Origin of the sequence: Thioalkalivibrio sp. ALE20, from assembly GCF_000381405.1 — a bacterium.
Taxonomy (GTDB): domain Bacteria; phylum Pseudomonadota; class Gammaproteobacteria; order Ectothiorhodospirales; family Ectothiorhodospiraceae; genus Thioalkalivibrio.
Genome location: NZ_KB906475.1, coordinates 1 through 26,513 on the forward strand (window position 1 = coordinate 1; position 26,513 = coordinate 26,513).

A 26,513-nucleotide genomic window follows, 5' to 3' on the forward strand; every position below is an offset into this window, starting at 1 on the left:
GACTTTGCCGGCACGCCGGAACCGGTGGCCCTGGATGGAGATCGCCACGTCGCTGCGTGACTCGAGATGACGAGAGAGAGCCCCCGCGACTTACGACGGGGAAGAGAGCCTCGCGGCTCGCGATGGCGGGGGCATAAAACGGCGTCGCGCGGGCGGGTGCGGGTGGATGCCCCGCGGGTCCGTGTCAGGCAGAATGCGCGGGACGGTTCCGGACGAAGGCAGGCGCATGAACGAGCAACAGTTGCGCGAGGCGGTGATCGACACGGCGCTGGAAACCAACCGGCGCGGCCTCAACCAGGGTACATCCGGTAACGTCAGTGTACGCTGCGGTCACGGCCTGCTGATCACCCCCTCCGGCGTGGCGTACGAGGACCTGGCGCCGAAGGACCTGGTGTACATGGATGCCGACGGACGCTGGTCCGCGCACCAGAAGCCTTCCAGCGAATGGCATTTCCACCGCGCGATCCTGCGGGAACGCGAAGATATCCATGCGGTGGTGCACGTGCATTCGGTGTACGCCAGCGTGGTCGCGATCCAGCAGCGCGACATCCCGCCGCTGCATTACATGATCGCGGCCGCCGGCGGCGACTCCATCCGCTGTGCCCCGTATGCCACCTTCGGGACACCGGAACTCTCGCGACATGCGCTTGCCGCACTGGATGACCGCTACGCCTGTCTGCTGGCGAACCACGGGATGATCGCCACCGGGCCGGACCTCGCACGCGCGCTGTGGCTCACCGAGGAGGTCGAACTGCTGGCGCAGCAGTACGTGCTGAGCCTGTCCATCGGCGGCCCCGCCCTGCTGGATGCTGCGGAGATGCAGCGCATACGGGAGGCGTTCAGGCAGTACGGCCCGCGGCGGGAGGCGGCCCCGAACGGATCCGAACAGGAACCGGACGAACCCTGAGACGGCGTGACGCGCCCCGGGCTCGCCCGGTCTATTCTTTTGTTTTCACCCCTGCGAGCAGAGAGATTGCACCATGGCCAGCGGCACCCGTTTTTCGGTGGGCGAGATCGTCCATCACCTCAAATATGATTACCGCGGCGTCATCGTGGATGTCGACCCGGTCTACAACGGCTCGGACGAATGGTACGAGACGGTCGCGAAGAGCCGGCCGCCCAAGGACCAGCCGTGGTACCACGTGCTGGTGGATGGCTACACCCACAGCACCTATGTGGCCGAGCGTCATCTGGAAAGCGACACCTCGGGCGAACAGATCGATCACCCGGACCTGGGCAAGTTCTTCGACCGTTTCATGAACGGGCGTTACAGTCGCGAAAACCAGACCCGGACACACTGAGGACACCATGAGCCAGGACAACCGCCGCTCGCGCGTGGTCACCGAAGGGCCACGCCGCACACCCAATCGCGCCATGCTGCGCGCCGTCGGGTTCGGAGACGACGACTTCCAGCGTCCCATCGTCGGGATCGCCAACGCGCACAGTACGATTACCCCCTGCAACACGGGGATCGGCGCGCTTGCCGAACGCGCGGAACGAGCGGTGCGTCAGGCCGGCGGCATGCCCCAGACCTTCGGCACCATCACCATCTCCGACGGCATCTCCATGGGCACACCGGGGATGAAATACTCGCTGGTCTCGCGCGAGGTGATCGCCGACGCGATCGAAACCGTGGTCAACGGGCAGAGCATGGACGGGGTGCTGGCCACCGGGGGATGTGACAAGAACATGCCCGGGGCGATGATCGCCCTCGCCCGCCTCAACGTGCCGGCCATCTTCGTCTATGGCGGCACCATCAAGCCCGGCCATTACAAGGGCCAGGAACTGACCATTGTCAGTGCCTTCGAGGCCGTGGGACAGCACGGCGCCGGTCGGCTGTCCGACGAGGACCTGCAGGGGGTGGAGCGCAACGCCTGTCCCGGCGCGGGTTCCTGCGGGGGCATGTACACCGCGAATACCATGTCCTCGGCCTTCGAGGCGCTGGGGATGAGCCTGCCGGGATCCTCGACCCAGGCCGCCGAGGATCCGGAAAAGGGCGAGTCCGCGGCGCGCTCCGGCGAGGTCCTGCTGGAAGCGATCCATGCCGATCGCAAGCCGCGCGACATCCTCACCCGGCCGGCCTTCGAGAATGCCCTCGCGGTGGTCATGGCCCTGGGCGGCTCCACCAACGCGGTGCTGCACCTGCTGGCGATCGCGCACGCCGCCGAGGTGCCCCTGGATCTGGACGATGTCGAACGGATTCGCCGCCGCACCCCGGTCCTGTGCGATCTCAAGCCCTCCGGGCGTTACGTCACCACCGCCTTCCATCAGGCCGGCGGCACCCCGCTGGTGATGCGCCTGCTGCTGGACGCCGGGCTTCTGCACGGGGAGTGCCTGACGATCACCGGCGAGACCCTGGCGGAAACCCTTCGCGATGCGCCCGCCGCCCCGCCGGCGGAGGCCACCGACATGGTCCGAACACCCGCCGACCCGCTCTATCCGCAGGGCCACCTGGCGATCCTCAAGGGCAGTCTGGCCCCCGAGGGGGGCGTGGCCAAGGTGACCGGCCTCAAGCGGCGCAGCATTCGCGGACCCGCCCGGGTCTTCGACTCCGAGGAGGACTGCCTGGACGCGATTCTCGCCGGCTCGATCCGCGAAGGGGACGTGATCGTCATTCGTTATGAAGGGCCGCGCGGCGGGCCCGGGATGCGCGAGATGCTGGCCCCCACCGCGGCGCTGATCGGTGCCGGTCTGGGAGATGCAGTGGGTCTCGTCACCGACGGGCGATTCTCCGGTGGCACCTACGGCATGGTCGTGGGTCATGTCGCGCCCGAGGCGGCCGCGGGTGGTCCCATCTCGCTGGTGCAGGAAGGCGACCCGATCGTGATCGACGCCGACCGGAACCAGCTGGATCTGGACATCGACCCCGAGGAACTGGAACGCCGCCGGTCGGCCTGGAAGGTCCCGGAGCCCCCGGTGGCCCGCGGAGTGCTTGCCAAATACGCGCGCACGGTGGGATCGGCCAGCCGCGGCGCCGTGACCGACGACTTCTGAGCCGGACCGGCGCACCCTCCGCATGACCCATCCTGATCCGCGCTCGCCGCGCTTCAGCATGATGCCTCCGGTGATCGGTTTCCTGCTGGTCACCAACGTCCTGCTGTTCCTGGCCATGCCCGCGCTGGGCAACTGGCTGATGGCCCATTTCGCCCTGTGGCCGATCGGCACCCCGTCCACCATCATGCAGGACGGCTCGATGATGCGCGTGCCGGATTTCCAGCTCTGGCAGCTGGTGACCTATGGCTTCCTGCATGGCGGGCCGCTGCACCTGTTCGTCAACATGTTCGTGGTATGGATGCTGGGCGTTCAGGTCGAGAATTCATGGGGTTCGCGCATGTTCGCGACCTATTTTCTGATCTGTGTGATCGGGGCCGGTCTGGTGCAGCTGGTGGTCACTGCAGGGGGCAACGGTGATGCCATCTACCCCACCGTGGGGGCCTCCGGCGGGGTGTTCGGGGTGCTGCTGGCATTCGGGATGATGTTCCCCAACCAGCGCCTGTTCCTGATCTTCCTGCCGATTCCGATCAAGGCCAAGTACTTCGTGATCGGTTACGGCATCCTCGAGCTCTATCTGGGGGTATCCGGGACCATGTCGGGGATCGCCCATTTCGCGCATCTGGGCGGCATGGTGGTGGGGCTGCTGATGATCCAGTACTGGCGCGGGCGGTTGCCGGTTCGGCCCCGGCATCGGCGGCTTTGGTGGTGAGCGCCGGGCCCGGACGCGTCAGCTGTCCGTCCGGGTGCGAAGGTATTCGCGGAAATCGTCCTTGAGTTCGGGGTGATTGAGGGCGAACTCGACCGTGGCCTCGAGATAGCCCAGCTTGCTGCCGCAATCGAAACGCCGCCCGGAGAATTCCCAGGCCGTGACCCGCTCTTCCTGCCGCAGGCGGTCGATGGCGTCGGTCAGCTGGATCTCGCCGCCGGCTCCCGGCTCCTGCCGCTCCAGCAGATCGAAGATCCGCGGCGTCAGCACATAGCGCCCGACCACGGCGACGTTCGACGGCGCATCGGCCGGATCGGGCTTTTCCACGATGCCCTTCACGTCCCAGCTGCGGGGGCCGGTGCGTTCCGGATCGATGATGCCGTACTGATGGGTTCGGTCTTCGGGCACCTCTTCCACCCCCAGCACGCTGCAGCCATGGCCGTTGTACTGCTCCACCATCTGTGCGGTGGCCCCGCCATCCACGGCCTCGATCAGGTCATCCGCGAGGATCACGGCGAACGGTTCCTCGCGCACCACGGGGCGCGCACAGGCGACCGCATGCCCCAGCCCCAGGGCTTCGGCCTGGCGCAGGTACACGCAGGTGACGTTCGATGGGACGATGTTGCGGATGCGTTCGAGGAGCTCGGTCTTGCCCCGCTCCTCCAGCTCGTTCTCCAGCTCGTAGGCCTTGTCGAAATGATCGGGGATGGCGCGCTTGTTGCGTCCGGTGACGAACACCAGGGTGTCGATCCCCGCCGCGACGGCCTCTTCGGCGGCATACTGGATCAGTGGCTTGTCCACTACCGGGAGCATTTCCTTGGGGTTGGCCTTGGTCGCCGGCAGAAAGCGCGTCCCCATGCCGGCCACGGGAAAGACAGCGGTACGGATTCGTTTGCTCTTTTCGGTCATGTGCCCTCCGGGCTGCGGGGCATGGCCGCACAATGGCGGTCATGCCCCGGCCGCTCTCCCTATTCCAGTTCAATCCGATCCAGATTCATTTCCACCGTCCGTTCGCCAATGCCGGACACCTCGGTCAGGGCCTGCACGGATTCGAAATCCCCGTGTTCTTCCCGATGTTCGAGGATGGCACGCGCCGTGACCTCACCGACATTGCTCAGGGTGACCAGCTCCTCCAGCGGTGCCGAATTGACGTTGACGGGCACCTGTTCGCCGGCAGTGACCGCCGAGCCGAGGCTCAGCCCCAGCGCCATGGCGGGCAGCAACACCCGGGCGGAACGGAACATGGATACAGTACGGATCATGGTGAACCTCCTTGTTTTTTCAATGGTGGCGAGCGCCTTCTCCCGTGCGCTCACCATGGATCCTAGCCCGATCACTGCGTCGGGGAAACCCCCTGCATGCGTCCCGCGATCGTCCGCATCGCCGCGGCGGGATCCTGCGCACGGGTGATCGGCCGGCCCACCACAATGGCACTGGCGCCGGCCTCCAGCGCCCGTTCCGGCGTCATCACCCGTTTCTGGTCGTCGTCCCCGGCCGTTTCCAGGCGAATCCCGGGCGTCACCAGCCTGGGTGCCGCCCCCAGCTCCTCGCGCAGCATCGCCGCTTCGCGCGCGGAACATACCAGCCCGTCCAGCCCCGCCTGCTCCACCGCCAGGCGCCCCAGGCGCATGACCTGGCCATCCGGGGTGTCCTGCACGCCGGTCTCCTCCAGGGTCGCGCGGTCACTGGAGGTCAGCACCGTTACGGCCAGCAGGGCCGTCCGTTCATTGACCTCGCGGACCGCGTCACGGGCTGCCCGCATCATCGCCAGGCCGCCGGAAGCGTGCAGGTTCACCAGCCACACATCCATGCGGGCCGCCGCGCGACAGGCGGCCGCAACCGTGTTGGGGATGTCGTGAAACTTGAGGTCCAGGAACACCCGGAAGCCGAGCCCGTGCAGCCGTTCGACCAGATCCGGTCCGGCGACCACGAACAGCTCGAAACCCACCTTCAGCGCACACTGGTGGGGGTCCAGACTGCGGGCGAAGGCCAGCGCCTCGTCGCCGGAGGCGAAGTCCAGGGCGACGATCAGCCGCGGCTCCTGGAGGTTCGGGGTTTCCGTTACCGGGTCCATTCAGTGGCTCTCCTCGCGAATCAGCGCCGCTTCGGCGTCTTCAGTGTTCTGATCGATATCGAAATCCAGCCCGCGCAGGGTGTCCCAGCGCCGGCAGCTGGGGCATTGCCAGACATGGCCGCGGCCCTGGTACCCGCAGTTGGTGCATTGATACAGGTGCTGACTGCGCAGCTGGTCCGACAGAGCCTTCTCGAAGGCCGTAAATTCGCTTACGTAGCTCTGCACCGCGGGCAGTACCTTCATCCAGCGCACCGCCTCCAGCAGCCCCGAGGTGGGTACCGGGCGCTGGGCCAGGATGACCCCCAGCTCATGCAGCGCCCGGTCCATGCGTCCGGTCCGTCGATACAGCCGCATCAGCGCGATACGCGCCATGGTCACGCCGCGGGTCTCGGCGAGGTCGGTCAGTACTTGTTCCAGCGCCGCCAGACGATGCTCGCCCGGCAGGGCCTGATGCAGCTGCTCCAGCCGCGGGACCAGCAACGGTGCCAGCCGCGGCGTGCGGGCCACTGCATCACTGCCGTAATCGATGGCCTCGCGAATGCGTCCCTCGCGTTCGGCGATTTCCGATTTCAGCAGCAGGGCCCGCGACAGACCCGGTACCAGGGCTTCGGCCTGGCCTGCCCGCTCGGAGGCCTCGGCCAGGTCATTGCGTTCCAGCGCCTCGCTCGCCAGTTCGCAATGGTAATGCGCAACCCGCAGGGGTTCCTGTGGCGAGCCCTCGGCGCGCAGCCGGTTGCCGACCTCGATCGCCTTGTCCCACTCGCGCTGCGTCTCGTAGACGTGCCGCAGGCCTTCCAGTGCCTCGGAGGCCTGGTTCGGCGAATTCATCAATTCGCGGAACACCCCCTCGGCCCGATCGAGCACCCCCGCCAGCAGGAAGTCCTGGCCCAGTTCGCACAGCGCCTGTGCCCGCTGGGCATCGGTCAGCGCCGGGCGCGCCACCAGGTTCTGGTGAATGCGGATCGCGCGGTCCACCTCGCCCCGCCGCCGGAACAGCCGCCCCAGGATCACATGGGTTTCAAAGGTTTCATGGTCGACCTCGACCATCTCGATGAAGGTCTGCAGGGCGTCGTCGGTACGATCGTCCAGCAGGTATCGTACGCCCTGGAGATAGCGGTCCAGCGCGGGATCGCGGGTTTCTTCCTCCTCGGGAACCCCTCGGCGCGCGGCCCACCAGCCACTGGCGGCGGCAACCGGCAACAGCAGCCAGAACCAGTCCTCAATCATTCCGGTTCAGTAGAAATCCCGCATCGGCGCGGTCCGCAGCTGTTCCACCTCGACCCGCAGCGCACGGTTCTCATCCCGTAGCCGGTCGATCTTGCGTTGCAGACGCCGCAGCCTGAGCCAGAAGATCAGGGATGCAATCAGTACACCCGCCAGGGCGCTCAGGCCCAGGAGCACGATCAAGGGGGCCTCGAGGGTGAGACCGGGGAGATGGAGGGTGGCGGCGCCCTCGTTGAACACCACCAGGATCCCGATGCTCGAGGAGATCAGGATCAGGGCCACGAATGCGACCCAGTGCCGCAGCCGGGACTTTCCGCGCTCGGCCATTCGTCGTATCCGCCTACTGGTCCTTTTGCGCGCCGTCATTGACGCGTTCCCGCAATTCCTTGCCGGGCTTGAAGTGAGGGACATATTTGCCGGGCAGGGCCACGCCCTCGCCGGTCTTGGGATTCCGGCCCATGCGCGGGGGCCGGAAATGCAGCGCAAAGCTGCCGAATCCGCGAATTTCCACCCGCTCGCCACTGGCCAGTGCCTGACTCATCCGCTCCAGCAGGGCCTTGACGCTCAGTTCGACGTCGCGTGGCGGAAGGTGCGGTGATTTGCGGGCAAGATTGTCGATCAATTCCGATTTGGTCATCTGGCACTCGCAGCAAAGGGGGAGGAAAGACAAAAAAAGGCCCGCACCCGCGGTTGCGACGCGGATGCGGGCGGTGGAACAGGGCTTAGTCGTTCTTGCCCATCTGTTCCTTCAGCAGGTCGCCCAGCGAGGTGGTGGCGCCGCCGCCCTGCCCGTATTCGGACACGGCTTCGGCCTCCTCGGCACGATCCTTCGCCTTGATGGACAGGCTGATCGCACGGGTCTTCTTGTCCACGCCCATGAACTTGGCCTCGACCTCGTCGCCCACGTTGAGCACCGTACGCGCGTCTTCCACGCGGTCCTGGGAGATGTCGGCGGCGCGCAGGATCCCGTCGATCCCATCGGCCAGTTCGATCACGGCGGCCTTGGCGTCCACTTCCTTGACCGTACCCTTCACGATGCTGCCCTTGCTGTGTTCGGCCACGAAGTTGGCGAACGGGTCGCGGTCCAGCTGCTTCAGGCCCAGGGAGATGCGCTCGCGTTCCGGATCCACGGACAGGACCACGGCCTCGACCTCGTCACCCTTCTTGAAGTTGCGGATGGCCTCTTCGCCCGATTCGCTCCAGGAAAGATCCGACAGGTGGATCAGGCCGTCGATGCCGCCTTCCAGGCCCACGAATACGCCGAAATCGGTGATCGACTTGATCTGGCCACGGACCTTCTCGCCACGGTTGTGGTTGGCGGCGAAGTCGTCCCACGGGTTGGACTGGCACTGCTTCATGCCCAGCGAGATACGGCGGCGCTCTTCGTCCAGGTCCAGGATCATCACCTCCACCTCGTCGCCAATGGCCACGACCTTGCCCGGGTTGACGTTCTTGTTGGTCCAGTCCATTTCGGAGACGTGCACCAGGCCTTCCACGCCGTCTTCGATTTCGACGAAGCAGCCGTAGTCGGTGATGTTGGTGACCTTGCCGAAGATGCGGGTGCCGGTCGGGTAACGGCGAGTGATGTTCTCCCACGGATCCTCGCCCAGCTGCTTCAGGCCCAGCGAGACACGCATGCGCTCGCGATCGAACTTGAGCACCTTGACTTCGACTTCCTGTCCGATTTCAACGACATCGGACGGATGCTTGACGCGCTTCCAGGCCATGTCGGTGATGTGCAGCAGGCCGTCGATGCCGCCCAGATCCAGGAACGCACCATAGTCGGTGAGGTTCTTGACGATACCCTTGACCTGCGCACCTTCCTGCAGGTTCTTGAGCAGTTCTTCGCGCTCGGCGCTGTATTCCTGCTCGACCACGGCGCGACGCGACACGACCACGTTGTTGCGACGGCGGTCCAGCTTGATGAGCTTGAACTCCAGCTCCTTGCCTTCCAGATACGCGGTATCGCGCACCGGACGGACATCCACGAGTGAACCCGGCAGGAATGCACGGATGTCGCCCAGTTCGACGGTGTAGCCGCCCTTGACCTTGCCGGAGATCTTGCCGGTGACGTATTCCTCGTCTTCCATCGCCCGTTCGAGGCGATCCCAGGCCTTGGCACGCTTGGCCTTCTCGCGAGACATGCGGGTCTCGCCGAAGCCGTCTTCCGGGGTTTCCAGGGCAACTTCCACGACATCGCCCACGGCGACTTCGAGTTCCCCTTCGTCGTTCATGAACTGCTCGTTGGGGATGACTCCCTCGGACTTCAGGCCCGCGTTCACCACGACGACTTCCGGGTTCACCTCAATGACGGTGGCACTGAGGATGGCACCCGGCTGCATCTGGGTGTAGGCCATGCTCTCTTCGAGCAGTTGCGCGAAACTTTCACTCATGGATTTAAAAACCTGTTAAATTAAATGCGGTTACAGAAACTTCCTGAAACCGGTTTCAAGTGTTGTCGATCCCGCTGCCCGGGGTTTCGTCGGCAGGGGGGCGGTCTTCCGGGAGTACGTCCCGCAGGCGCTCCAGGATGAGATCGACCACGGCGACGATGTCCAGATCCGTGGTATCCAGGACCCAGGCATCCTCGGCCGGCTTGAGCGGCGCCACGCTGCGTTCGCGGTCGCGACGGTCGCGTTCTTCCATCTCTTCCCGAAGTTCTTCAAGGCTAGCACTAAGTCCTTGTTCCAGCAACTGCAGTTGGCGACGCCGCGCACGTTCCTCGGCACTGGCATCGAGAAAGATCTTCAGATCCGCTTCGGGGAACACGATGGTCCCCATGTCGCGCCCGTCGGCGACCAGGCCGGGCGGCACCGCGAAATCGCGCTGGCGCTGCAGCAGTGCCTCGCGCACGGCGGGAATGGCTGCTGCACGCGAGGCGTCGTTGCCCGCCTGCTCGGTGCGGAGCTCCTCGTCCACGGGGTCGCCTTCCAGCAGGGTCGTGACCCGTGTGGCATCGCGGTCGATTTCAAAGCGTACGTCCAGCGCCTGAGCCAGGTCGGGGACGGCCGCCGCGTCGTCCGGCTCCACACCCTGCCGGCGTGCGGCCAGGCCCACCAGGCGGTACAGCGCGCCGCTGTCGAGCAGGTGCCAGCCCATGGCCGCCGCGATGCGCATGCAGACGGTACCCTTGCCTGCGCCGCCGGGACCGTCGATGGTCAGTACCGGGGTCATTGGGCCTCCAGATGCAGTCCGGTCTGCCGCGCCAGGTCGGCGAAGTCGGGGAACGACGTCGCGACGTTGCGGCAATCGTGAATGGTGACGGGCGCGTCGGCGCGGAGTGCGGCCATGGCGAAGGCCATGGCGATGCGGTGATCTCCGTGGCTCTGGATCTCGCCACCCTGAAAACCGTCGCCCCCCTGAATGCGGATGCCGTCCGGCCGAACCTCGCAGTCGACGCCGAGGGCCGCGAGGCCGTCGGCCATCACCTGGATGCGGTCGCTTTCCTTGACGCGCAATTCCTCGGCGCCGGTCAGCACGGTCTCGCCGTGGGCGCAGGCGGCGGCGATGAAGATGGCCGGGAATTCGTCAATGGCCAGCGGCACCTGATCCTCCGGGATCTCGATCCCGCGCAGCTCGTGCGACAGCACCTCGATGTCGGCCACCGGCTCGCCACTGACCTCGCGCAGATCCAGCAGACGAATATCGGCGCCCATGCGGCGGAGGATCTCGATCACGCCGGTCCGGGTCGGGTTGACCCCGACGTGGCGCAGGATCACGTGGGAACCCGGCGCGATCGACGCCCCGACCATGAAGAAGGCGGCCGAAGAGATGTCCGCGGGTACGTCCACGTCGCCACCGCGCAGGCGCCCGCCGCCGGCCACACAGGCCGTGGCCCCGTCGCGTTCCACTTCGACGCCGAAACCTTCCAGCATGCGTTCGGTGTGATCGCGGGTTGGCGCGGGTTCGGTCACGCAGGTGCGGCCCTCGGCCCACAGGCCGGCAAGGAGCAGTGCGGACTTGACCTGGGCGGAGGCGACCTCGAGGGCGTATTCCGTGCCCTGCAGCGGCTGTCCGCCCCGCACCCGCAACGGCGGGGTGCCGCCTTCGGCGGTGTCGATCTGCGCGCCCATGCGCGCCAGCGGCTCGGTGACCCGGCGCATGGGCCGACGCGACAGGGAGGTGTCGCCGGTGAGTTCGCTGTCGAACGCCTGCCCGGCGAGCACACCGCACAAAAGTCGCATGGCGGTACCCGAATTGCCCATGTCCAGCGGACCATCGGGGGCATGCAGGCCGTGCATCCCGACCCCCTCGATGATGACCTCGCCCGGCCCTTCGCGGCGGATGGGGACACCCATCGCGCGAAACGCTTCCAGGGTAGCGAGGCAGTCCTCCCCTTCGAGGAAGCCGGTCACGTGGGTGGTGCCTTCGGCCAGCGCCCCCAGCATGATCGCCCGATGCGAAATCGACTTGTCGCCGGCGACCCGCAGGGTCCCGCTGAGGACGCCGCCGGGTTGAACGGTCAGGGTATCCATCGGTTCAGGTATCCAGTTGAGCTCGGGCGGGATCACAGAAACGATCCCGCGTGGTCTTGGCGTGGGTGAATTCCTGCTCCAGGCGCTGCCCGTCGCCCTGCTCGATCGCCTGCCGCAGGGATTCGAGATCGGCCTGGTAACGTTCGATCACCTCCAGGATGGAGGGCCCGTTGGCAAGACAGATGTCGCGCCAGACGACCGGGTCGCTGGAGGCAATGCGGGTGAAGTCGCGGAAACCGCCCGCAGCATAATGGAAGATCTCGTCGCGGTCGCTCATCTTCGACAGGGACGCCACCAGGGTAAAGGCCAGCACGTGCGGGAGGTGGCTGGTGGCTGCCAGCACGTGATCGTGATGCGCCGGCGTCATGAATTCGACCCGCGCGCCGGCGGTCTGCCACATCGCGGTCACGCGGTTGGTCGCCATTACGCTGGTGGCGTCGGCCGGCGTCAGGATCACCAGCCGTTCGCGGAACAGTTCGGGAAAGGCGGCCGCCACCCCGCTCTGCTCGGTGCCCGCGATCGGATGCCCGGGGACGAACTGCCGCGGAACCTCGCCGAACCCCCGCGCCAGGGCCTCCAGCACCGCCTGTTTGCTGCTGCCCACGTCGGTCAGCGGCGCATCCTCCGGCCAGATCCCGGCGAGCGATGCCGCCAGCCCTTCCATGGCCCCCAGCGGTACGGCCAGCACACCCATGTCGGCCCCCCGGGCGGCCTCGGCGGGATCGGTGGTCCATGCGTCGATCACACCCAGGCGTTCGGCCTCGCGCAGATTGTCCGGATTGCGCGAACAGCCCACGACCGTCCCCACCTCCCCGGCCACCCGCAGCGCCAGCGCCAGCGAACCGCCGATCAGGCCGACTCCGAAAATGACCAGCCGGTCGATCATGCAAGGGCCTCGCGCAGGGCAGCCAGGAATCGTTCGTTATCCTCCGCGGTCGAGACCGTGACGCGCAGATGCCCGGGCAGCCCGTAGTTTTCCACCGGCCGGGCAATGACCCCACGCCGCTGCAGGCGGTCATGTACCGCGTTGACGTCGGTGCCGGTGTCGAAGGTAATGAAATTGCCGACCGAAGGGATGACCCGCAGGCCCATGGCCCGGAGTTCGCGATCCAGCTGCACCAGGCCTTCCCGGTTGACCGCCACCGAGTGCCGGATGTGGTCGCTGTCCTCGAGCGCGGCCAGACCGGCCGCCTGAGCGACCGCGTTCACGTTGAACGGCTGACGCACCCGGTTGAGCATGTCGGCCACCGGCGCCGAACTCACGGCATAGCCCAGGCGCAGCCCCGCCAGCCCCTGGATCTTGGAAAAGGTCCGGGTGACGACCACGTTGGGATAGCGGTCCAGCCAGCGCGTGGCATCCGGATAACCGTCTTCTTCCACGTATTCGGCATACGCCTCGTCGATCACGACCACCGTCTGCGGCGGCATCGCCGCCACGAAGGCCTCCAGCGCCTGCGCATCCACCCAGGTACCGGTCGGGTTGTTCGGGTTCGCCACGAACACCACCGCGGCGTCGTCATCCACCCGGGCGCGCATCGCATCCAGATCGTGCCCGAACGGCTGGCGGGCATCGTCCGCCGACACGCCCGGGACCACGCGCGCCTCGGCCCCGGTGGCCTGCGTCACCAGCGGGTACACCGCGAAGGCGTGGGCGGAAAACACCGACGCCCGCCCCGGCGCCAGCCAGGTCCGCGCGATCAGCTCCAGCACTTCGTTGGAGCCGTTGCCCAGGGTGATCTGCGCCGGAGCCACTCCATGACGCGCGGCCAGCGCCGCCTTCAGCTCGAACGCATTGCCATCGGGGTAGACATGGGCCTCGCCCAACACGCCCCGGGCCGCCTCCACGGCGCGCGGCGACGGGCCCAGCGGGTTTTCGTTGGAGGCGAGCTTGACCGCCTCGCTGATGCCCAGCTCGCGTTCCAGCTCGGACACCGGCTTGCCCGGCTGATACGGCTGCAGTCCCTGCACGCCGGACACGGCCCGGGCGGCCGGACCCGGCCCGGGGGCTGCGGATTCGGAAGGATTCGTTGCCATGGATGCCTCTCAGGTTGCGGCCCGGGGGTAGCTGCCCAGGATCTTCACCGTGTCGGCGGTCTCCCTCAGCTGTTCCAGGCACCCGGCGATTTCCGGGTCCTCCCGGTGTCCCAGCAGGTCGAGGAAGAACACGTAGGTCCACTGCGCACAGCGCGAGGGACGGGATTCGATGCGCGTGAGGCTGATGCCGGCCTCGGCGATCGGCTTCAGCAACGCATACAGCGAGCCCGGCCGGTTGGCCGTGCTCAGCATGATCGACGTACGGTCCGCGCCGCTGGGACGGGTGGTGGCCGTGCCGATGATGAGGAACCGGGTGGTGTTGTCGGCGCGGTCCTCCACGTGCTCCACCTGCACCGGAACCCCGTAGTGCTCCGCCGCCACGCGCGACGCAATCGCCGCCGCGGACCCATCCCCGGCCGCCAGTTCCGCCGCGCGGGCGTTGCTGGCCACCGCATGACGCTCGGCGTGTGGCAGCCAGGTATCCAGCCACTCACGGCACTGCGCCAGGGCCTGGGCGTGGGCCAGGACCTGGCGGACCTCGCCGAGATCGGCACTCTGCGACAGCAGGTGATGGTGGATCGGCGTCACGACCTCGCCGCAGATCTGCAGCGACGAGTCCATGAAGCAGTCCACCGTATGCGTGACCACGCCCTCGGAGCTGTTCTCGATCGGAACCACGCCGAACTGCGCCCGCCCGGTTTCCACCGCGCCGAACACGGCGTCGATGGACGCCAGCGGCGTGGTCGTGACCGCATGGCCGAAATGCTTGCGCGCGGCCAGGTGGGTGAAGGTCCCCTCCGGCCCCAGATAAGCCACCGTGAGTGGGTGCTCCAGGGCCAGACATTCGGACATGATCTCCCGGAACAGCCGGACGATCACGTCATCCGCCAGCGGCCCCGGATTTTCCTCCCGCACCCGACGCAGGATCTCGGCTTCGCGTTCCGGCCGGTAGAACACCGGCTCCTCGCCGTTGTCGCGCTTGACCCGCGCGACCGATTCCGCGCAGCGGGCCCGCTCGCTGAGCAGGGCCAGCAACTCGCCGTCGATCGCATCGATCCGCGCGCGCAGCGACGCGAGGGACTCCCCTTCGCTCACGACCTAGAGCACCCGCGCCCGCAGTACACCGTCGATGCCATATAGCGCATCCAGCGTGCTCGGACTGGGATGTCCGTCCACGTCCAGCATGGTGTAGGCGATGTCCCCGCGCGAGTCATTCATCAGATGCAGGATATTGATGTCGGATTCACCGATGACATGCGAGATCTGCGCCACACGGTCCGGCAGGTTGCGGTTAACCACCGCGATGCGCGCCTGTCCCTTGCGCTCCAGCACCAGGGTCGGCAGGTTCACCGAATTGACGACGTTACCGTTTTCGAGATAGTCACGCAGCTGATCGGCGATCATCACCGCGCAGTTCTCTTCCGACTCGGTGGTCGACGCGCCCAGGTGCGGCAGCGTGATCACCCGCGGGTGATCCAGCAGCCCGGGGACCGGGAAGTCGGTCACGTAGGCGTGCAGGTGGCCCTCGTTGAGGGCCGCGCCGGCCGCGGCATCATCCACAATCCCGTCGCGGGCCATGTTCAGAACCATCGCACCGGGGTTCATCGAACGGATGCGTTCGGCATTGACCAGGTTCTGCGTGTTTTCGGTCAGAGGCACGTGCACCGTGACCGCATCCGCCCCTTCCAGCGCCGCATCCACCGAACGCGCGCGCTCGATGTCCGATGCCATCTGCCAGGCGCTCTCCACGGTGATCTTGGGGTCGAAGCCGACCACCTCCATCCCCATGGAGCGGGCCGCGTTGGCGACCTTCACCCCGATCGCGCCCAGCCCGAGGACGGCCAGCCGTCGCCCGGGCAGTTCGAAGCCACTGAAGCGTTTCTTGCCCTGCTCCACCGCCTCGGTGAAGCTCGAGTCATCGGGATCCAGGGACTGCACGTAACCCGCCGCGGGGACCAGGTTGCGTGCCCCCAGCAGCAGCCCCGCGATCACCAGCTCCTTGACCGCGTTGGCGTTGGCCCCGGGGGCGTTGAAAACCGCAACCCCGCGCTCGGTGAGATCCTGCACCGGGATGTTGTTCACCCCGCTGCCGGCGCGCCCCACGGCCAGCACCGAATCCGGGATGGTCTCCCCGTGCAGGTCATGCGAACGCAGCATGATCGCATCCGGGTCTTCCAGACCGGAGGCGACTTCGTAGCTTTCGCGCGGGAAGCGTTCCAGCCCCCGCAGCGCAATGTTGTTGTAGGTCTTGACGCGGTACATCACGACCTCCTTTTCAGGCGTGGCGTTCCTCGAAATCCGCCATGAATTCGATCAGGGCGTCGACGGCCTCTTCAGGCACTGCGTTGTAGATGCTCGCGCGCATGCCGCCCACCGAGCGGTGGCCCTTCAGCGAGGACAGACCGGCCGCGTCGGCTTCCTTCAGGAACGGACCGTCGAGGCTGTCGTCGGCGAGGATGAACGGCACGTTCATCCACGAACGCGCACTCGGTTCCACCGGGTTGCGATAGAACGCCGAGTTGTCGATGAAACGATAGAGCTTCTCTGCCTTGCGCTGGTTGATCTCGGCCATCTTTTCCAGCCCGCCCTGCTCCAGCAGCCATTCGAAGACCAGGCCGGCGAAATACCAGCCGAAGGTCGGCGGGGTGTTGTACATCGAGTCGTTGTCGGCCTGCAGCTTCCAGTCCAGGACGGCGGGTACCTGGCCCTTCTCGCGTTCCAGCAGGTCCTTGCGCACGATCACCACGGTCACGCCGGCCGGACCGATGTTCTTCTGGGCGCCGGCGTAGATCACGCCGAACTTCGAGACATCGATCGGACGCGACAGGATAGTGGAGGACATGTCCGCGACCAGCGGCTTGTCACCCACATCGGGGACCTCGTGGAATTCCACGCCGCCGATGGTCTCGTTCGGCGTGTAGTGCACGTAGGCGGCGTTCGGATCGAGCTTCCAGGTCGAACGCTCGGGGATGGACGCATAGCCCTCGGCCTGGGAACTGGCGACGATGTTCACCGGACCGACCTTCTGCGCTTCCTTGATGGCCTTGCCCGACCAGGCGCCGGTGTCGATGTAGTCCATCGGCTGGCCGCCGGTCTGCAGGTTCATCGGGATCGCGGAGAACTGGCCGGTGGCCCCGCCCTGCAGGAACAGCACCGCGTAGTCGTCGGGGATGCCCATCAGCTTGCGCAGATCGGCTTCCGCCTTTTCAGCGACTTCCATGAAGGGTTTGCCGCGATGACTCATCTCCATCACGGACATCCCGGCACCGTGGAAGTCCAGCATCTCGTCGCGTGCCCGTTCCAGCACCGCCTGCGGCAGGGCCGCGGGACCGGCGCTGAAGTTCCAGATTCGGCTCATTCTTCATCTCCCTTTTCGCTGGGTTCGCGGCCGCCCTGCGGCTCGTCCTCGTGCGTTTCCGGGGCGGCCGACTGTTGATTCTCCGCGTCGGCTTCCGCGTCAGTATCGTCCTCGTCGCCGGCGAAGCGCGCCACCCGTGCCAGTTCCACCAGCTGTTCGCCGGAATCCAGACGGATCAGGCGTACGCCCTGGGTGTTGCGGCCAATCAGCGGAATCTCTTCCACCGGCATGCGCACCAGCGTTCCGCCATTGGTGATCAGCATCGCCTCGTCGTCTTCCTGCACCCGGGCGGCTCCCACCAGGGCGCCGTTGCGCCCTTCGGTCTGGATCGCGATCACGCCCTGGCCGCCGCGCCGGTGGACCGGGAACTCGTCGAAGCGGGTGCGCTTCCCGTAGCCGTTCTCGGTGGCAAACAGCGCCGCTCCTTCGTCCACGTTCAGCAGCGCGATCACCCGCTGGTCGTCGTCCATGCGCACGCCACGCACCCCGCAGGCCGTGCGACCCATGGCGCGCACGTCGGTCTCGGAGAAGCGCACCGCCTTGCCCGCGGTGGTCACCAGCATCACGTCCTGGCTGCCGTCGGTCAGCGATACGTCCACCAGGTGGTCGCCCTCGCGCAGATCCACGGCGATGATGCCGCTGGCGCGCCGTCGCGAGAAGTCCGTCAGCGGGGTCTTCTTGACCGTGCCCTGGGCGGTGACCATGAACACGTAAAGATCCGGATCGTAGCTCCGCACCGGGAGGATCGCATTGATGCGTTCGTCGGATTCGAGAGGCAACAGATTGACGATGGGCTTGCCCCTGGATGCGCGCGAGCCCTGTGGCAGCTCGTAGACTTTCAGCCAGTACACCCGGCCGCGGCTGGAGAAACACAGCACCGTATCGTGGGTGTTGGCCACCAGCAGGCGGTCGATGAAGTCCTCTTCCTTGAAGCTGGCCGCCGCCTTGCCGCGGCCGCCGCGGCGCTGCGCGCGGTAGTCCGCCACCGGCTGGTACTTCACGTAACCGGCGTGCGACAGCGTGACGACCACGTCCTCCTCGCCGATCAGATCCTCCAGCGTCAGGTTGGCCTGCTGCTCGCGGATCTCGCTCATGCGCTCGTCGCCGAAGCGCTCGGCCACGCCCAGCAGCTCGCCCCGGATCTCCTGCTGCAGGCGTTCGGGCGAGCCGAGAATGTCCAGCAGGTCCTCGATGGTATCCAGCAGCTGGCGATATTCGTCGACGATCTTGTCCTGTTCCAGCCCGGTCAGGCGGTGCAGGCGCAGGTCGAGGATCGCCTGGGCCTGGGTCTCGGACAGGCGGTAGCCGTCCTCGCCCATGCCGAATTCGGCTTGCAGGTCTTCCGGGCGCGAGGCCGCGGCCCCGGCGCGGTCGAGCATCCCTTCCACCATGCCCGGCGGCCAGCTGCGCGCCAGCAGGCCGGCTTTCGCTTCGGCCGGATTGGGCGCGTTGCGGATCAGTTCGATTACCGGATCGATGTTGGCCAGCGCGATCGCCAGCCCTTCCAGAACATGGGCCCGTTCCCGTGCCTTGCGCAGGTCGTAGATGGTGCGGCGGGTCACCACCTCGCGGCGGTGGCGCAGGAACGCCTCGAGGATCTGCCGCAGGTCCAGGACCTTCGGCTGGCCGTCGACCAGCGCCACCAGGTTGATGCCGAAGACGTTCTGCATCTGGGTGTGCATGTACAGGTGGTTGAGCACCACCTCGCTCATCTCGCCGCGTTTGAGCTCGATGACCAGGCGCATGCCGTCCTTGTCGGACTCGTCGCGCAGCTCGGAGATGCCCTCGATGCGCTTTTCCTTGACCAGCTCGGCGATCTTCTCGGTCAGGCGCGCCTTGTTCACCTGGTACGGCAGCTCGGTGACCACGATGGCCTCGCGCTGCCCGCCTTCCAGCGGCTCCACGTGCGAACGCGCACGGATCACCGCCCGACCGCGCCCGGTGCGGTAGGCCTCGCGGATCCCCTCGACGCCGTTGATGATCCCGGCGGTGGGGAAATCCGGGCCCGGCAGGTATTCCATCAGGCCGTCGACATCGATCTCGGGGTGGTCGATCAGCGCCACGCAGGCATGGATGACCTCGCGCAGGTTGTGCGGCGGGATGTTGGTCGCCATGCCCACGGCGATCCCGGAGGAGCCGTTCACCAGCAGGTTGGGGAACTTCGCGGGCAGGACCGAGGGCTCCTGTTCGGAACCGTCGTAGTTGTCGACGAAATCGACCGTTTCCTTGTCGATGTCGGCCAGCAGCTCGGTGGCGATGCGCGCCATGCGCACTTCGGTATAGCGCATCGCGGCCGGCGAATCGCCGTCGATCGAGCCGAAGTTGCCCTGTCCGTCGGCCAGCATGTAGCGCATCGAGAACGACTGCGCCATGCGGACGATGGCGTCGTAGACGGCCGAGTCGCCGTGCGGGTGGTATTTACCGATCACGTCACCGACCACGCGGGCCGATTTCTTGTACGGCTTGTTCCAGTCGTTGCCCAGTTCGCGCATGGCGTAGAGCACACGACGATGGACGGGCTTGAGGCCGTCGCGCACGTCGGGGAGTGCGCGTCCCACGATCACGCTCATCGCGTAATCGAGGTAGGACTGCTGCATCTCGTCTTCGAGATTGACCGGGAAGATTTCCTTGGCGAATTCAGCCATTGATGGGTCACGCCGTCCGTTAGAACAAGCCCGCGATCATACCATATTCCCCCGCCGGAGGCGCCCTGCCGGGGCGGTCAGGTTCCCTCGTGAACGCCTCGCGGTTCGGGGGTATCTCCGGGGTCCGGCCGCCATGCCGCCAGGCGTTCGGCGTCGGGGTTCTCGACCACTCCCCGCTCGGTCACGATGGCGTCGATCAGCCCGGCGGGAGTGACATCGAATGCCGGGTTGTAGGCGGCGGCCCCGGCGGCTGCCAGGGGCTGGCCCGCGAGCGTCAGTACTTCACCGGCATCGCGCTGTTCGATCGGGATGGCATCGCCGGCGGGGGTTGCATAATCGATGGTGGCGACCGGAGCGGCGACCATGAAACGCACGCCGTGCGCTCGCGCCAGCAATGCCAGCCCGTACGTACCGATCTTGTTGGCGGTGTCGCCATTGGCCGCAATGCGATCCGCGCCCACCACCACGCAGCCGACCTCGCCGCTCTGCAGCAGCCGCGCCGCGGCGCCTTCGCACAGCAGGGTCACCGGAATCCCGTCATGCACCAGCTCCCAGGCCGTAAGCCGGCTGCCCTGCATCCAGGGACGGGTCTCGTCGGCGTAGACCCCGGTGATGCGCCCCTGGTCCCAGGCGGCGCGAATCACTCCCAGCGCGGTCCCGTAGCCCCCGGTCGCCAGGGAGCCGGTGTTGCAATGGGTCAGCACGGCGCGGCCCGGTTCGATCAGCGCGGCGCCATGGGCGCCGAGCTCGCGATTGCCGGCGATGTCGGCTTCCAGCATCGCCATGGCTTCCTCGCGCGTCGCGGTCAGCGCGGCCCGGGCGCTTCCGGCGGCCGCGACCACCGCCTGCATCCGGTCCAGCGCCCAGAACAGGTTCACGGCGGTGGGTCGTGCCCCCCGCAGGGTCGCGATGTCGGCGCCCACGCGCTCGCGCCAGTCCGAGGCCTGCAGCGCCCGATGACAGGCCAGCACCACCCCGAACGCCGCGGTGATGCCGATCGCCGGTGCCCCGCGCACCACCATCTCGCGGATCGCGTCCGCCACCGCCGGGGCATCATCCAGAGCCAGGAAGGTTTCCTCCGCGGGCAGACGGCGCTGATCCAGCAGCCAAAGACGGTCGTCGGCAAAGCGGACGGGGCGAATCGTATCGGAAGCAAAATCATTCATCCGCCCAGTCTAGGGAAACTCTGATCAATGTACACACTCGCGCTCGAGTCGCTTTTGCGTGCGAACAAGGCGCGGTGACCGCCGTGCAGTCATTCTGCACAAGGGAGCCGCAACGCCGTGCGCGCTCAAAAGCGGCCGAGCCCCTTCGGGGTTGGCACCCCGGGTTCCCCGATCCTGCGTTGCGGCACTTGCCGGTAGAACCACTACCGGCTGCGCGCCACGCCTTGTCTCGGAAAACCCGGGGTGCCAACGCGAGCGTGTACATTGATCAGGGTTTCCCTGGCTTGGAGTGACATGGATTGCCTCGGTCGTTCAGGGGTGCGGCCGTTGCCAGAACCGGCGACGTTCGTTCCGCCAGCCCGCGCCCGCCTCCCAGGCGGTTCCGGCCCGCAGGCGCAGGGCCCCGTCCGTGGCCGTGGCACGCAGGTCGACGGGGCCCGGCCTCTCGGGACCGTCGGGCATCGTGCCCGCTAGCCAGCGGGTGGGTGCCCGCACCCCGGCCAGCCCCTCTTCACCGTCGACGGCCATCGCGGGTTCGGCGGTCACCAGCAGGCGTGCCTGCAGGTCCTCGTCGGGCGTTTCGTGGCCCAGCACCGCCGCACCGAGTCCGCGCAGCCCGCCGGTCAGCAGCAATGCGCCACCGGCGCTCTCGATGCGCAGCACGCAACTGGCGGCGCGCGAGGCATCCCAGCCGCGTGGTGGATGCAGGACGCGAAACACTACCCCGTCCCGTTGCCACTGCTGCCCGGCCCGGCAGGCCCGATAGACCGGACCGGACTCGCCGATCCGTCGGGGGTGTCGCTCGTCACGGTGCAGCACCCGCTCGACCTCCACGGCCGCGGTCAGGGCCTGCAGTGCGGCGGCGCGCGACCCGCTGTCGTCAAGCAGCCCGTCGGCCACGATGACCCGGTCGACCCGGGGTCGCTGGCGTGCCCGCAGCGCAGGCAGCAAGGCCGATTCCACGTCGCGGGCACGCCCCGGCCCGTAGACCACCACGTGGTTGCGGGTCTCCAGCAACACCACTGCCTCGTGCCCGGTATCCAGCAATTCCGCCCGCAGCTCGCCGTGGGACAGGTCCGGGCGCAGGGGCAAGCCCAGCGGCAGGACCGCCAGCAGCACCCAGGGGGCCATCCGGCGACGTCCGGGCAGGAGCAGAAGAATTACCGCCAGGCCGGCGAGCAGGGCCGCCGCCAGCGGAACGCCCCGTTCGGCCACCGCGGCCGGCAGGTCGGCCAGGGCCTGCAGCAGCGTGACCAGCAGCCCCAGAACCGCATCGCCGAGCCACAACGGCGGGCCGCCCAGGGGCGGCCACAGCATGGCCAGTCCGGCCCCTGTCAGCAGTGCCGGGAGCACCACAAAGGAGATCAACGGGACGGCCACGATGTTGGCCAGCGGCGCGATCCACGATCCCAGCTGGAACCATGCCAGCGCCAGCGGCAGCATGGCGAGCGCCAGCAGCACCTGGATCGCCATGGCTTCGCGCAGCCCGGGGCGAGCGCGGCGCCCCTGAAGCAGGCCGAGGATCACCGCCACGGCACCAAACGAGAACCAGAAGCCCGGCGCCAGTACGCCGGGCGGGTCACGGATCAGGATGATGAGCGCTGCCAGCACCAGCGCCCGCCACGGGGCTCCGCCCCGCCCCAGCAGCAACGCGGCCAGCACCGCCAGCAGCATCAGCAGAGCGCGCTGGGTAGGGATGCTGAAACCCGCCAGCGCCGCATATCCCAGCGCGGCCAGGGCCGCCGCGGTGGCCGCCAGCACGCGGCGGGGCCAGCGTTCCCGTACGCCGGCCACATGACGCCAGAGCAGCGTGGCCAGCAGGGCTGAGAACCCCGCCACCAGGCCCACGTGCAACCCCGAGATCGCCATCAGGTGATTGGTGCCGGTCTGCAGGAAGGCGGTCCATTCGGCATCCGTCATGCCGCTGCGCTCGCCGATCACCAGCGCCTGCACCAGTCCCGGGTGGCGCAGTTCCGGAGCGGCGGCCTGCAGGCGGTCCCGGAGCGTGGCGCGCTGTCGGTGCAGGGCTCCGCGCAGGCCCGCCGGGGCCGTGTCATCGGCCGCGTGACGCAGGTCAGCGGCCGAGACGTTCAGGCGACCATGGAGGCCTGCGCGATAGAACCACGCCTCACGGTCGAAGCCGGCACGATTGGCACGACCCTGCGGTGGATAGAGGCGCCCCTTCAGGCGCAGCACGTCCCCGGCCCCGACATCCGCCCGCGGGGGGTAGACCGAGACCTCCAGCCGGCGCGGTGGGTCGCCATGCGTCGCCAGATGGAATCGCGAGCTGCGTTCGCCGTGGCGCGGCAGGTCCACGACCCGGCCACTCAGCGTGGACTCCGGTTCGACCTGCGTCACCACCCGGTCCAGCCAGGTCGTGGCATGAACGGTTCCCAGCAGCAGCCCCGCGAGGCTCCCCGCCAGGACCGCGGACAGTGCCACCGGACGGCGCGTTATCATGGAAGTGACCAGAGTGGTGGCGAGCGCCACGAAGATCCACGGTGGCGGCAGGGCCGGCAGCTGGTGCACCAGCCACAGAACGGCCACAAAACCCGCGGCGAAGGGAATCATGTCCGCCCCGGCATTGTCCGCGGGGCATCCACGGGGTAGGGTCCACCTGCCCCAGGCGGTGACGCGCAAGGCCGGCAGGAGTCGAACCCGAGACCATGGCCCGACACATCATCAAGAAGCTGTTCCCCGGCATGGATCGCCTGCGGGGACACCGTGCGCTGGCCCCGCTGGGGCCACGCCTGCGCTCGCCGGATCTGTGGCATCTCAACCGCCGCTCCGTGGCCGGTGCTTTTGCCGTGGGGCTGTTCGTGGCCTTCCTGCCACTACCGATGCAGATGCTGATCGCGGGGGCGATCGCCATTCTGGCCCGGGTCAACCTGCCCATCTCGGTCATCCTGGTGTGGATTTCCAACCCGGTGACCATGCCCCCAATGTTGTATACGGCCTATACCGTGGGCCGCAAGCTCCTGGGCGAAGAACGGCGCGAATTCAGCACCGAGATCACCTGGGAATGGTTCGCCACCGAGATGCTGACGGTATGGAAGCCGTTGACGACCGGTTCACTGGTACTGGGCGCGGTGGCAGGCCTGGCCGGCTATCTGCTGGTGCGAGGTCTCTGGCGCCTGAACGTGATCCAGCGCGTGCGCCATCGGCGCTATCTCGCACGCCAGCGGCGCGAGCGCGAGGCCGAGCTGCGCGAGGTCTTCTCCCGCACCCCGGTGGATCCGGAAGCCCCGCGGGAATCACGCGAGACGAAGGCCGCCGAACCGGAAGCGGACTCCCGGGCTTCCGGCACTCGTTCCGACGGCGACGACCATTCGCGCCCGCATTGACCCGGCGTACCGCCGTGCTCAGTCGCCGTTGCCCTGCAGGTGTCCCTTGACCAGGTGAACCGAACGGTCCATCTGCGCGGCCAGCGTGGTGTCGTGGGTCACCAGAGCCAGCGCCGTGCCCGTGGCGCGGTTCATTTCCCGCAGCAGCGCGAACACGTGCTGTGCCCGTTCCTGGTCGAGATTGCCGGTGGGCTCGTCCGCGAGGATCGCCGAGGGTCGTGTCACCAGCGCCCGGGCAATGGCGACGCGCTGCCGCTCGCCACCGGAAAGCTCCGCGGGCTTGTGCTCCGCACGATCACCCAGATCCACCTGTTCCAGCCAGTGCAACGCCTCGCGACGTGCCTGCGGCCCCGAGGTCCGGCGGATCAGCAGCGGCATGGCGACATTTTCCGCCGCCGTCAGCTCGGGCAGGAGATGGTGGAACTGGTACACGAAGCCCAGATGGCGGTTGCGCAGGCGCCCGCGACGGGCCTCGCTCATCCCGGACCAGGGCGTGCCCAGCAGCCGGACTTCGCCGGCGGTCGGACGGTCCAGGCCGCCGAGCAGATGCAGGAGCGTGCTCTTGCCACTGCCGGAGGCGCCGATGATTGCCACCAGCGCGCCGGGCTCCAGGGTGAAATCCACCCCGCCGAGCACGGTCACGTCCAGCTTGCCGTCGCGAAAGCGGCGTTCCAGACCCCGCGCCTCCAGCACCGCTGCATGCACGTCGTGTTCAGTCATGGCGCAGCGCCTCCGCCGGCTGAGTCCGTGCCGCACGCCAGGCCGGGAACAGGGTCGCCAGCACGGTCAGCAGGAACGCCACCCCGCCCACGCGCAGCACATCCGCGGGATCCAGTTCCGATGGCAGATCGCTGATGTAATAGACATCGGCGGACAGGAATTCGACCCCGGTCACCTGTTCGATGAACGGCACGACCACGTCGATGTTGAGCGCCAGCGCAACACCCGCCGCCGTCCCCAGAAGGATCCCGAACAGACCGATCACCATCCCCTGAACCACGAATACCGCCATGATGCCGGAGGGTGGCATCCCGAGGGTGCGCAGGATCGCGATATCGCCCTGTTTGTCGGTGACCAGCATGATCAGCGTGGAAACGATGTTGAAGGCCGCCACGGCGACGATCAGCGACAGGATGATGAACATCACCATCTTCTCGATCTGGATCGCCCGGAACAGATTCGCATGCTGCCGGGTCCAGTCGGAGATGAAATAGGCGCCGTTGAGTTCGCGCGTCAGGTCCTGAGCGATCCGGCCCGCCTGCATCATGTCGTCCACGCGCAGGCGCAGCCCGGAGACATCCTCGCCGGTGCGGAACACCGCGCGGGCGTCGTCCAGATGGATGAAGGCCGTACCCCGGTCGTATTCATACATGCCGACCTCGAACAGCCCGACCACCTCGAAGCGCCGCATGCGCGGCATCACCCCGGCGGGAGACACGCTCGCCTGCGGGGCCATCAGAATCAGCGATTCACCCACCCGCACCTGCAGTTCCGCGGCCAGCTCGCGGCCCAGGATGATGCGGTAGGCGCCGCCTTCGAGCTGTTCCAGCGCCCCCTCCTCCATGTGCTCGCCGATCGGCGCCACTTCCAGCTCCAGTGCCGGATCCACACCCCGGATCATGCCGCCGGAAATCCGGTTGCGTGCACTCAGCATGGCCTCGCGCTGGACGTAGGGGGCCGCGGCCTGCACGCGTTCGTCGGCGGCGAGCACGCGCTCCTTCACGCTTTCCCAGTCCGCCAGGGCCCGTCGGCTCTCCTCCAGTGTGGCGTGCGACGCCATGCCGAGGATCCGCTCGCGCAGCTCCTTCTCGAAGCCGTTCATCACCGACAGCACCGTGATCAGCGCCATCACGCCCAGGATCAGGCCAAGGATCGAGACCACGGAGATGAACGAAATAAAGTGATTGCGACGTTTGGCGCGCGTGTAGCGCAGGCCGATCGCAACGGACAGGGGTCGGAACATTCGGCAAGAATGCCAGAACTGCGAACGTCCGCCCATCCCCCGAGGAAACAATGATCGATGTACACGCTCGCGCAGGGCACCCCGGGTTTTCCGGGGCAAGGCGCGGATGCACAAAATCCCGTATTCCCCTACTATAAGTGCGAGCCAGCCCGGTCCGACCCCGGGACCCACATCCAGACGGAGACATGGCCATGCCAGGGAAACGCGTTGCCTCCCGATCCCCGATCCACCGTGCGTCCGGAGTGCTTGTCGCCCTCCTTCTCGCCGGCGGCGCGGGGCTTGCCGGAACCGCCCAGGCCGACATCCTGCGGCTCGAGGACGGTTCGTTCACCATCAAGGAACGCGAGAGCGTGCCAACTCGCGGGCAGACCAAGGAAACGGTACGCGGCCGTTACGGCGAGCCGGCAACCCGGCACCCGACCGTGGGCGAGCCACCGATCACCCGCTGGGACTACGACAGTTTTTCGGTGGTGTTCGAGGATCGCTGGGTGATCCACACCATCGTGCACGGCAACGACGACTGACGCCGC

25 protein-coding genes are annotated in these 26,513 nt (G+C 67.3%); 6 read left to right on the forward strand and 19 right to left on the reverse strand.

All coding sequences use genetic code 11. The annotated features are described in order from the left end of the window. Positions 1-226: 226 nt before the first annotated feature. From F790_RS0108565 to F790_RS0108580, 4 genes are all read left to right on the forward strand, one after another. Positions 227-907, forward strand: coding sequence for a class II aldolase/adducin family protein (locus tag F790_RS0108565; RefSeq protein WP_019591403.1), 681 nt, complete (start codon positions 227-229; stop codon positions 905-907). A gap of 73 nt (positions 908-980) precedes the next feature. Further along, on the forward strand, positions 981-1,301 hold the full coding sequence (gene hspQ / locus F790_RS0108570) for a heat shock protein HspQ (RefSeq protein WP_018869428.1): 321 nt from the start codon (positions 981-983) through the stop codon (positions 1,299-1,301). Positions 1,302-1,308: 7 nt separating this feature from the next. Further along, positions 1,309-2,994, forward strand: coding sequence for a dihydroxy-acid dehydratase (ilvD, locus tag F790_RS0108575; RefSeq protein ID WP_019591404.1), 1,686 nt, complete (start codon positions 1,309-1,311; stop codon positions 2,992-2,994). Between the two features lie 22 nt (positions 2,995-3,016). After that, positions 3,017-3,703: a rhomboid family intramembrane serine protease gene (locus tag F790_RS0108580; RefSeq protein ID WP_018869430.1), complete on the forward strand. Its 687-nt coding sequence runs from the start codon at positions 3,017-3,019 to the stop codon at positions 3,701-3,703. Between the two features lie 18 nt (positions 3,704-3,721). Here the strand turns inward: F790_RS0108580 and galU are convergent, their stop codons facing one another. The 17 genes from galU to F790_RS0108665 form a co-directional block, all read right to left on the reverse strand. Beyond that, complete coding sequence (gene galU / locus F790_RS0108585) at positions 3,722-4,609, reverse strand: UTP--glucose-1-phosphate uridylyltransferase GalU (protein WP_019591405.1); 888 nt, start codon at positions 4,607-4,609, stop codon at positions 3,722-3,724. Between the two features lie 59 nt (positions 4,610-4,668). Beyond that, a complete protein-coding gene (locus F790_RS0108590; protein ID WP_051075378.1) occupies positions 4,669-4,911 on the reverse strand; it encodes a helix-hairpin-helix domain-containing protein in 243 nt (80 codons plus the stop codon). A gap of 122 nt (positions 4,912-5,033) precedes the next feature. Continuing rightward, entirely contained in the window at positions 5,034-5,774 is a 741-nt protein-coding gene (gene pyrF / locus F790_RS0108595; protein ID WP_018869433.1) for an orotidine-5'-phosphate decarboxylase, read from the reverse strand. Next, positions 5,775-7,001 (reverse strand): tetratricopeptide repeat protein, encoded by a 1,227-nt coding sequence (locus F790_RS0108600; RefSeq protein WP_018869434.1) that lies wholly within the window; start codon positions 6,999-7,001, stop codon positions 5,775-5,777. Positions 7,002-7,007: 6 nt separating this feature from the next. Continuing rightward, on the reverse strand, positions 7,008-7,325 hold the full coding sequence (locus F790_RS0108605; protein WP_018945980.1) for a lipopolysaccharide assembly LapA domain-containing protein: 318 nt from the start codon (positions 7,323-7,325) through the stop codon (positions 7,008-7,010). Between the two features lie 13 nt (positions 7,326-7,338). Further along, a complete protein-coding gene (locus F790_RS0108610) occupies positions 7,339-7,635 on the reverse strand; it encodes an integration host factor subunit beta (protein ID WP_018869436.1) in 297 nt (98 codons plus the stop codon). 85 nt (positions 7,636-7,720) lie between these two features. Next, positions 7,721-9,391 carry a 30S ribosomal protein S1 gene (gene rpsA, locus F790_RS0108615; RefSeq protein WP_019591407.1) on the reverse strand — a complete coding sequence of 557 codons (1,671 nt, stop codon included), beginning with the start codon at positions 9,389-9,391 and terminating at the stop codon, positions 7,721-7,723. Positions 9,392-9,446: 55 nt separating this feature from the next. Next, positions 9,447-10,172: a (d)CMP kinase gene (gene cmk, locus F790_RS0108620; protein ID WP_018869438.1), complete on the reverse strand. Its 726-nt coding sequence runs from the start codon at positions 10,170-10,172 to the stop codon at positions 9,447-9,449. Continuing rightward, positions 10,169-11,473 carry a 3-phosphoshikimate 1-carboxyvinyltransferase gene (gene aroA, locus F790_RS0108625; RefSeq protein ID WP_019591408.1) on the reverse strand — a complete coding sequence of 435 codons (1,305 nt, stop codon included), beginning with the start codon at positions 11,471-11,473 and terminating at the stop codon, positions 10,169-10,171. Before aroA ends, cmk begins: the two co-directional genes overlap by 4 nt. 4 nt (positions 11,474-11,477) lie before the next feature. After that, complete coding sequence (locus F790_RS0108630) at positions 11,478-12,359, reverse strand: prephenate dehydrogenase/arogenate dehydrogenase family protein (RefSeq protein WP_019591409.1); 882 nt, start codon at positions 12,357-12,359, stop codon at positions 11,478-11,480. Beyond that, positions 12,356-13,507, reverse strand: coding sequence for a histidinol-phosphate transaminase (gene hisC / locus F790_RS0108635; RefSeq protein ID WP_019591410.1), 1,152 nt, complete (start codon positions 13,505-13,507; stop codon positions 12,356-12,358). Before hisC ends, F790_RS0108630 begins: the two co-directional genes overlap by 4 nt. Positions 13,508-13,516: 9 nt before the next feature. Then, positions 13,517-14,602, reverse strand: coding sequence for a prephenate dehydratase (gene pheA, locus F790_RS0108640; RefSeq protein ID WP_019591411.1), 1,086 nt, complete (start codon positions 14,600-14,602; stop codon positions 13,517-13,519). A gap of 3 nt (positions 14,603-14,605) precedes the next feature. Then, positions 14,606-15,769, reverse strand: a complete 1,164-nt coding sequence (locus F790_RS0108645) for a phosphoglycerate dehydrogenase (RefSeq protein ID WP_019591412.1) — start codon at positions 15,767-15,769, stop codon at positions 14,606-14,608. Positions 15,770-15,782: 13 nt separating this feature from the next. Then, complete coding sequence (gene serC, locus F790_RS0108650) at positions 15,783-16,865, reverse strand: 3-phosphoserine/phosphohydroxythreonine transaminase (protein ID WP_019591413.1); 1,083 nt, start codon at positions 16,863-16,865, stop codon at positions 15,783-15,785. Continuing rightward, positions 16,862-19,510, reverse strand: coding sequence for a DNA gyrase subunit A (gene gyrA, locus F790_RS0108655; protein ID WP_019591414.1), 2,649 nt, complete (start codon positions 19,508-19,510; stop codon positions 16,862-16,864). The genes serC and gyrA overlap by 4 nt, the downstream gene beginning before the upstream one ends. Before the next feature lie 77 nt (positions 19,511-19,587). Continuing rightward, positions 19,588-20,676, reverse strand: coding sequence for an S-methyl-5-thioribose-1-phosphate isomerase (gene mtnA, locus F790_RS0108660; protein ID WP_019569988.1), 1,089 nt, complete (start codon positions 20,674-20,676; stop codon positions 19,588-19,590). 312 nt (positions 20,677-20,988) lie between these two features. Then, positions 20,989-23,247: a ComEC/Rec2 family competence protein gene (locus F790_RS0108665; protein ID WP_019591415.1), complete on the reverse strand. Its 2,259-nt coding sequence runs from the start codon at positions 23,245-23,247 to the stop codon at positions 20,989-20,991. A 95-nt stretch (positions 23,248-23,342) separates the two neighbouring features. Here F790_RS0108665 and F790_RS0108670 point away from each other — a divergent pair, with 95 nt between their 5' ends. Then, on the forward strand, positions 23,343-24,020 hold the full coding sequence (locus F790_RS0108670) for a DUF2062 domain-containing protein (RefSeq protein ID WP_018869448.1): 678 nt from the start codon (positions 23,343-23,345) through the stop codon (positions 24,018-24,020). Positions 24,021-24,038: 18 nt separating this feature from the next. Here F790_RS0108670 and F790_RS0108675 read toward each other — a convergent pair whose 3' ends face one another. Together F790_RS0108675 and F790_RS0108680 are read right to left on the reverse strand one after the other, a co-directional pair. Beyond that, positions 24,039-24,740 (reverse strand): ABC transporter ATP-binding protein, encoded by a 702-nt coding sequence (locus F790_RS0108675; RefSeq protein ID WP_019591416.1) that lies wholly within the window; start codon positions 24,738-24,740, stop codon positions 24,039-24,041. After that, the gene (locus F790_RS0108680; RefSeq protein ID WP_019022089.1) at positions 24,733-25,983 is read right to left on the reverse strand and encodes a lipoprotein-releasing ABC transporter permease subunit; all 1,251 of its coding nucleotides are present in this window, start codon (positions 25,981-25,983) and stop codon (positions 24,733-24,735) included. The genes F790_RS0108675 and F790_RS0108680 overlap by 8 nt, the downstream gene beginning before the upstream one ends. A 242-nt stretch (positions 25,984-26,225) precedes the next feature. Here F790_RS0108680 and F790_RS0108685 point away from each other — a divergent pair, with 242 nt between their 5' ends. Beyond that, a complete protein-coding gene (locus F790_RS0108685; protein WP_018869451.1) occupies positions 26,226-26,507 on the forward strand; it encodes a hypothetical protein in 282 nt (93 codons plus the stop codon). The last annotated feature ends 6 nt before the right edge of the window (positions 26,508-26,513 follow it).

Bases quoted from the DNA above. Each gene is read 5' to 3' on its own strand.
- serC (WP_019591413.1), bottom strand. From the start codon at position 16,865: ATGAGCCGAATCTGGAACTTCAGCGCCGGTCCCGCGGCCCTGCCGCAG.
- galU (WP_019591405.1), bottom strand. From the start codon at position 4,609: ATGACCGAAAAGAGCAAACGAATCCGTACCGCTGTCTTTCCCGTGGCC.
- F790_RS0108565 (WP_019591403.1), top strand. From the start codon at position 227: ATGAACGAGCAACAGTTGCGCGAGGCGGTGATCGACACGGCGCTGGAA.
- F790_RS0108610 (WP_018869436.1), bottom strand. From the start codon at position 7,635: ATGACCAAATCGGAATTGATCGACAATCTTGCCCGCAAATCACCGCAC.
- F790_RS0108670 (WP_018869448.1), top strand. From the start codon at position 23,343: ATGGCCCGACACATCATCAAGAAGCTGTTCCCCGGCATGGATCGCCTG.
- pyrF (WP_018869433.1), bottom strand. From the start codon at position 5,774: ATGGACCCGGTAACGGAAACCCCGAACCTCCAGGAGCCGCGGCTGATC.
- F790_RS0108630 (WP_019591409.1), bottom strand. From the start codon at position 12,359: ATGATCGACCGGCTGGTCATTTTCGGAGTCGGCCTGATCGGCGGTTCG.
- F790_RS0108665 (WP_019591415.1), bottom strand. From the start codon at position 23,247: ATGATTCCCTTCGCCGCGGGTTTTGTGGCCGTTCTGTGGCTGGTGCAC.
- mtnA (WP_019569988.1), bottom strand. From the start codon at position 20,676: ATGAATGATTTTGCTTCCGATACGATTCGCCCCGTCCGCTTTGCCGAC.
- F790_RS0108590 (WP_051075378.1), bottom strand. From the start codon at position 4,911: ATGGCGCTGGGGCTGAGCCTCGGCTCGGCGGTCACTGCCGGCGAACAG.
- F790_RS0108680 (WP_019022089.1), bottom strand. From the start codon at position 25,983: ATGTTCCGACCCCTGTCCGTTGCGATCGGCCTGCGCTACACGCGCGCC.
- F790_RS0108645 (WP_019591412.1), bottom strand. From the start codon at position 15,769: ATGTACCGCGTCAAGACCTACAACAACATTGCGCTGCGGGGGCTGGAA.
- ilvD (WP_019591404.1), top strand. From the start codon at position 1,309: ATGAGCCAGGACAACCGCCGCTCGCGCGTGGTCACCGAAGGGCCACGC.
- cmk (WP_018869438.1), bottom strand. From the start codon at position 10,172: ATGACCCCGGTACTGACCATCGACGGTCCCGGCGGCGCAGGCAAGGGT.
- F790_RS0108605 (WP_018945980.1), bottom strand. From the start codon at position 7,325: ATGGCCGAGCGCGGAAAGTCCCGGCTGCGGCACTGGGTCGCATTCGTG.
- aroA (WP_019591408.1), bottom strand. From the start codon at position 11,473: ATGGATACCCTGACCGTTCAACCCGGCGGCGTCCTCAGCGGGACCCTG.
- hspQ (WP_018869428.1), top strand. From the start codon at position 981: ATGGCCAGCGGCACCCGTTTTTCGGTGGGCGAGATCGTCCATCACCTC.
- F790_RS0108600 (WP_018869434.1), bottom strand. From the start codon at position 7,001: ATGATTGAGGACTGGTTCTGGCTGCTGTTGCCGGTTGCCGCCGCCAGT.
- gyrA (WP_019591414.1), bottom strand. From the start codon at position 19,510: ATGGCTGAATTCGCCAAGGAAATCTTCCCGGTCAATCTCGAAGACGAG.
- hisC (WP_019591410.1), bottom strand. From the start codon at position 13,507: ATGGCAACGAATCCTTCCGAATCCGCAGCCCCCGGGCCGGGTCCGGCC.
- F790_RS0108675 (WP_019591416.1), bottom strand. From the start codon at position 24,740: ATGACTGAACACGACGTGCATGCAGCGGTGCTGGAGGCGCGGGGTCTG.
- F790_RS0108580 (WP_018869430.1), top strand. From the start codon at position 3,017: ATGACCCATCCTGATCCGCGCTCGCCGCGCTTCAGCATGATGCCTCCG.
- rpsA (WP_019591407.1), bottom strand. From the start codon at position 9,391: ATGAGTGAAAGTTTCGCGCAACTGCTCGAAGAGAGCATGGCCTACACC.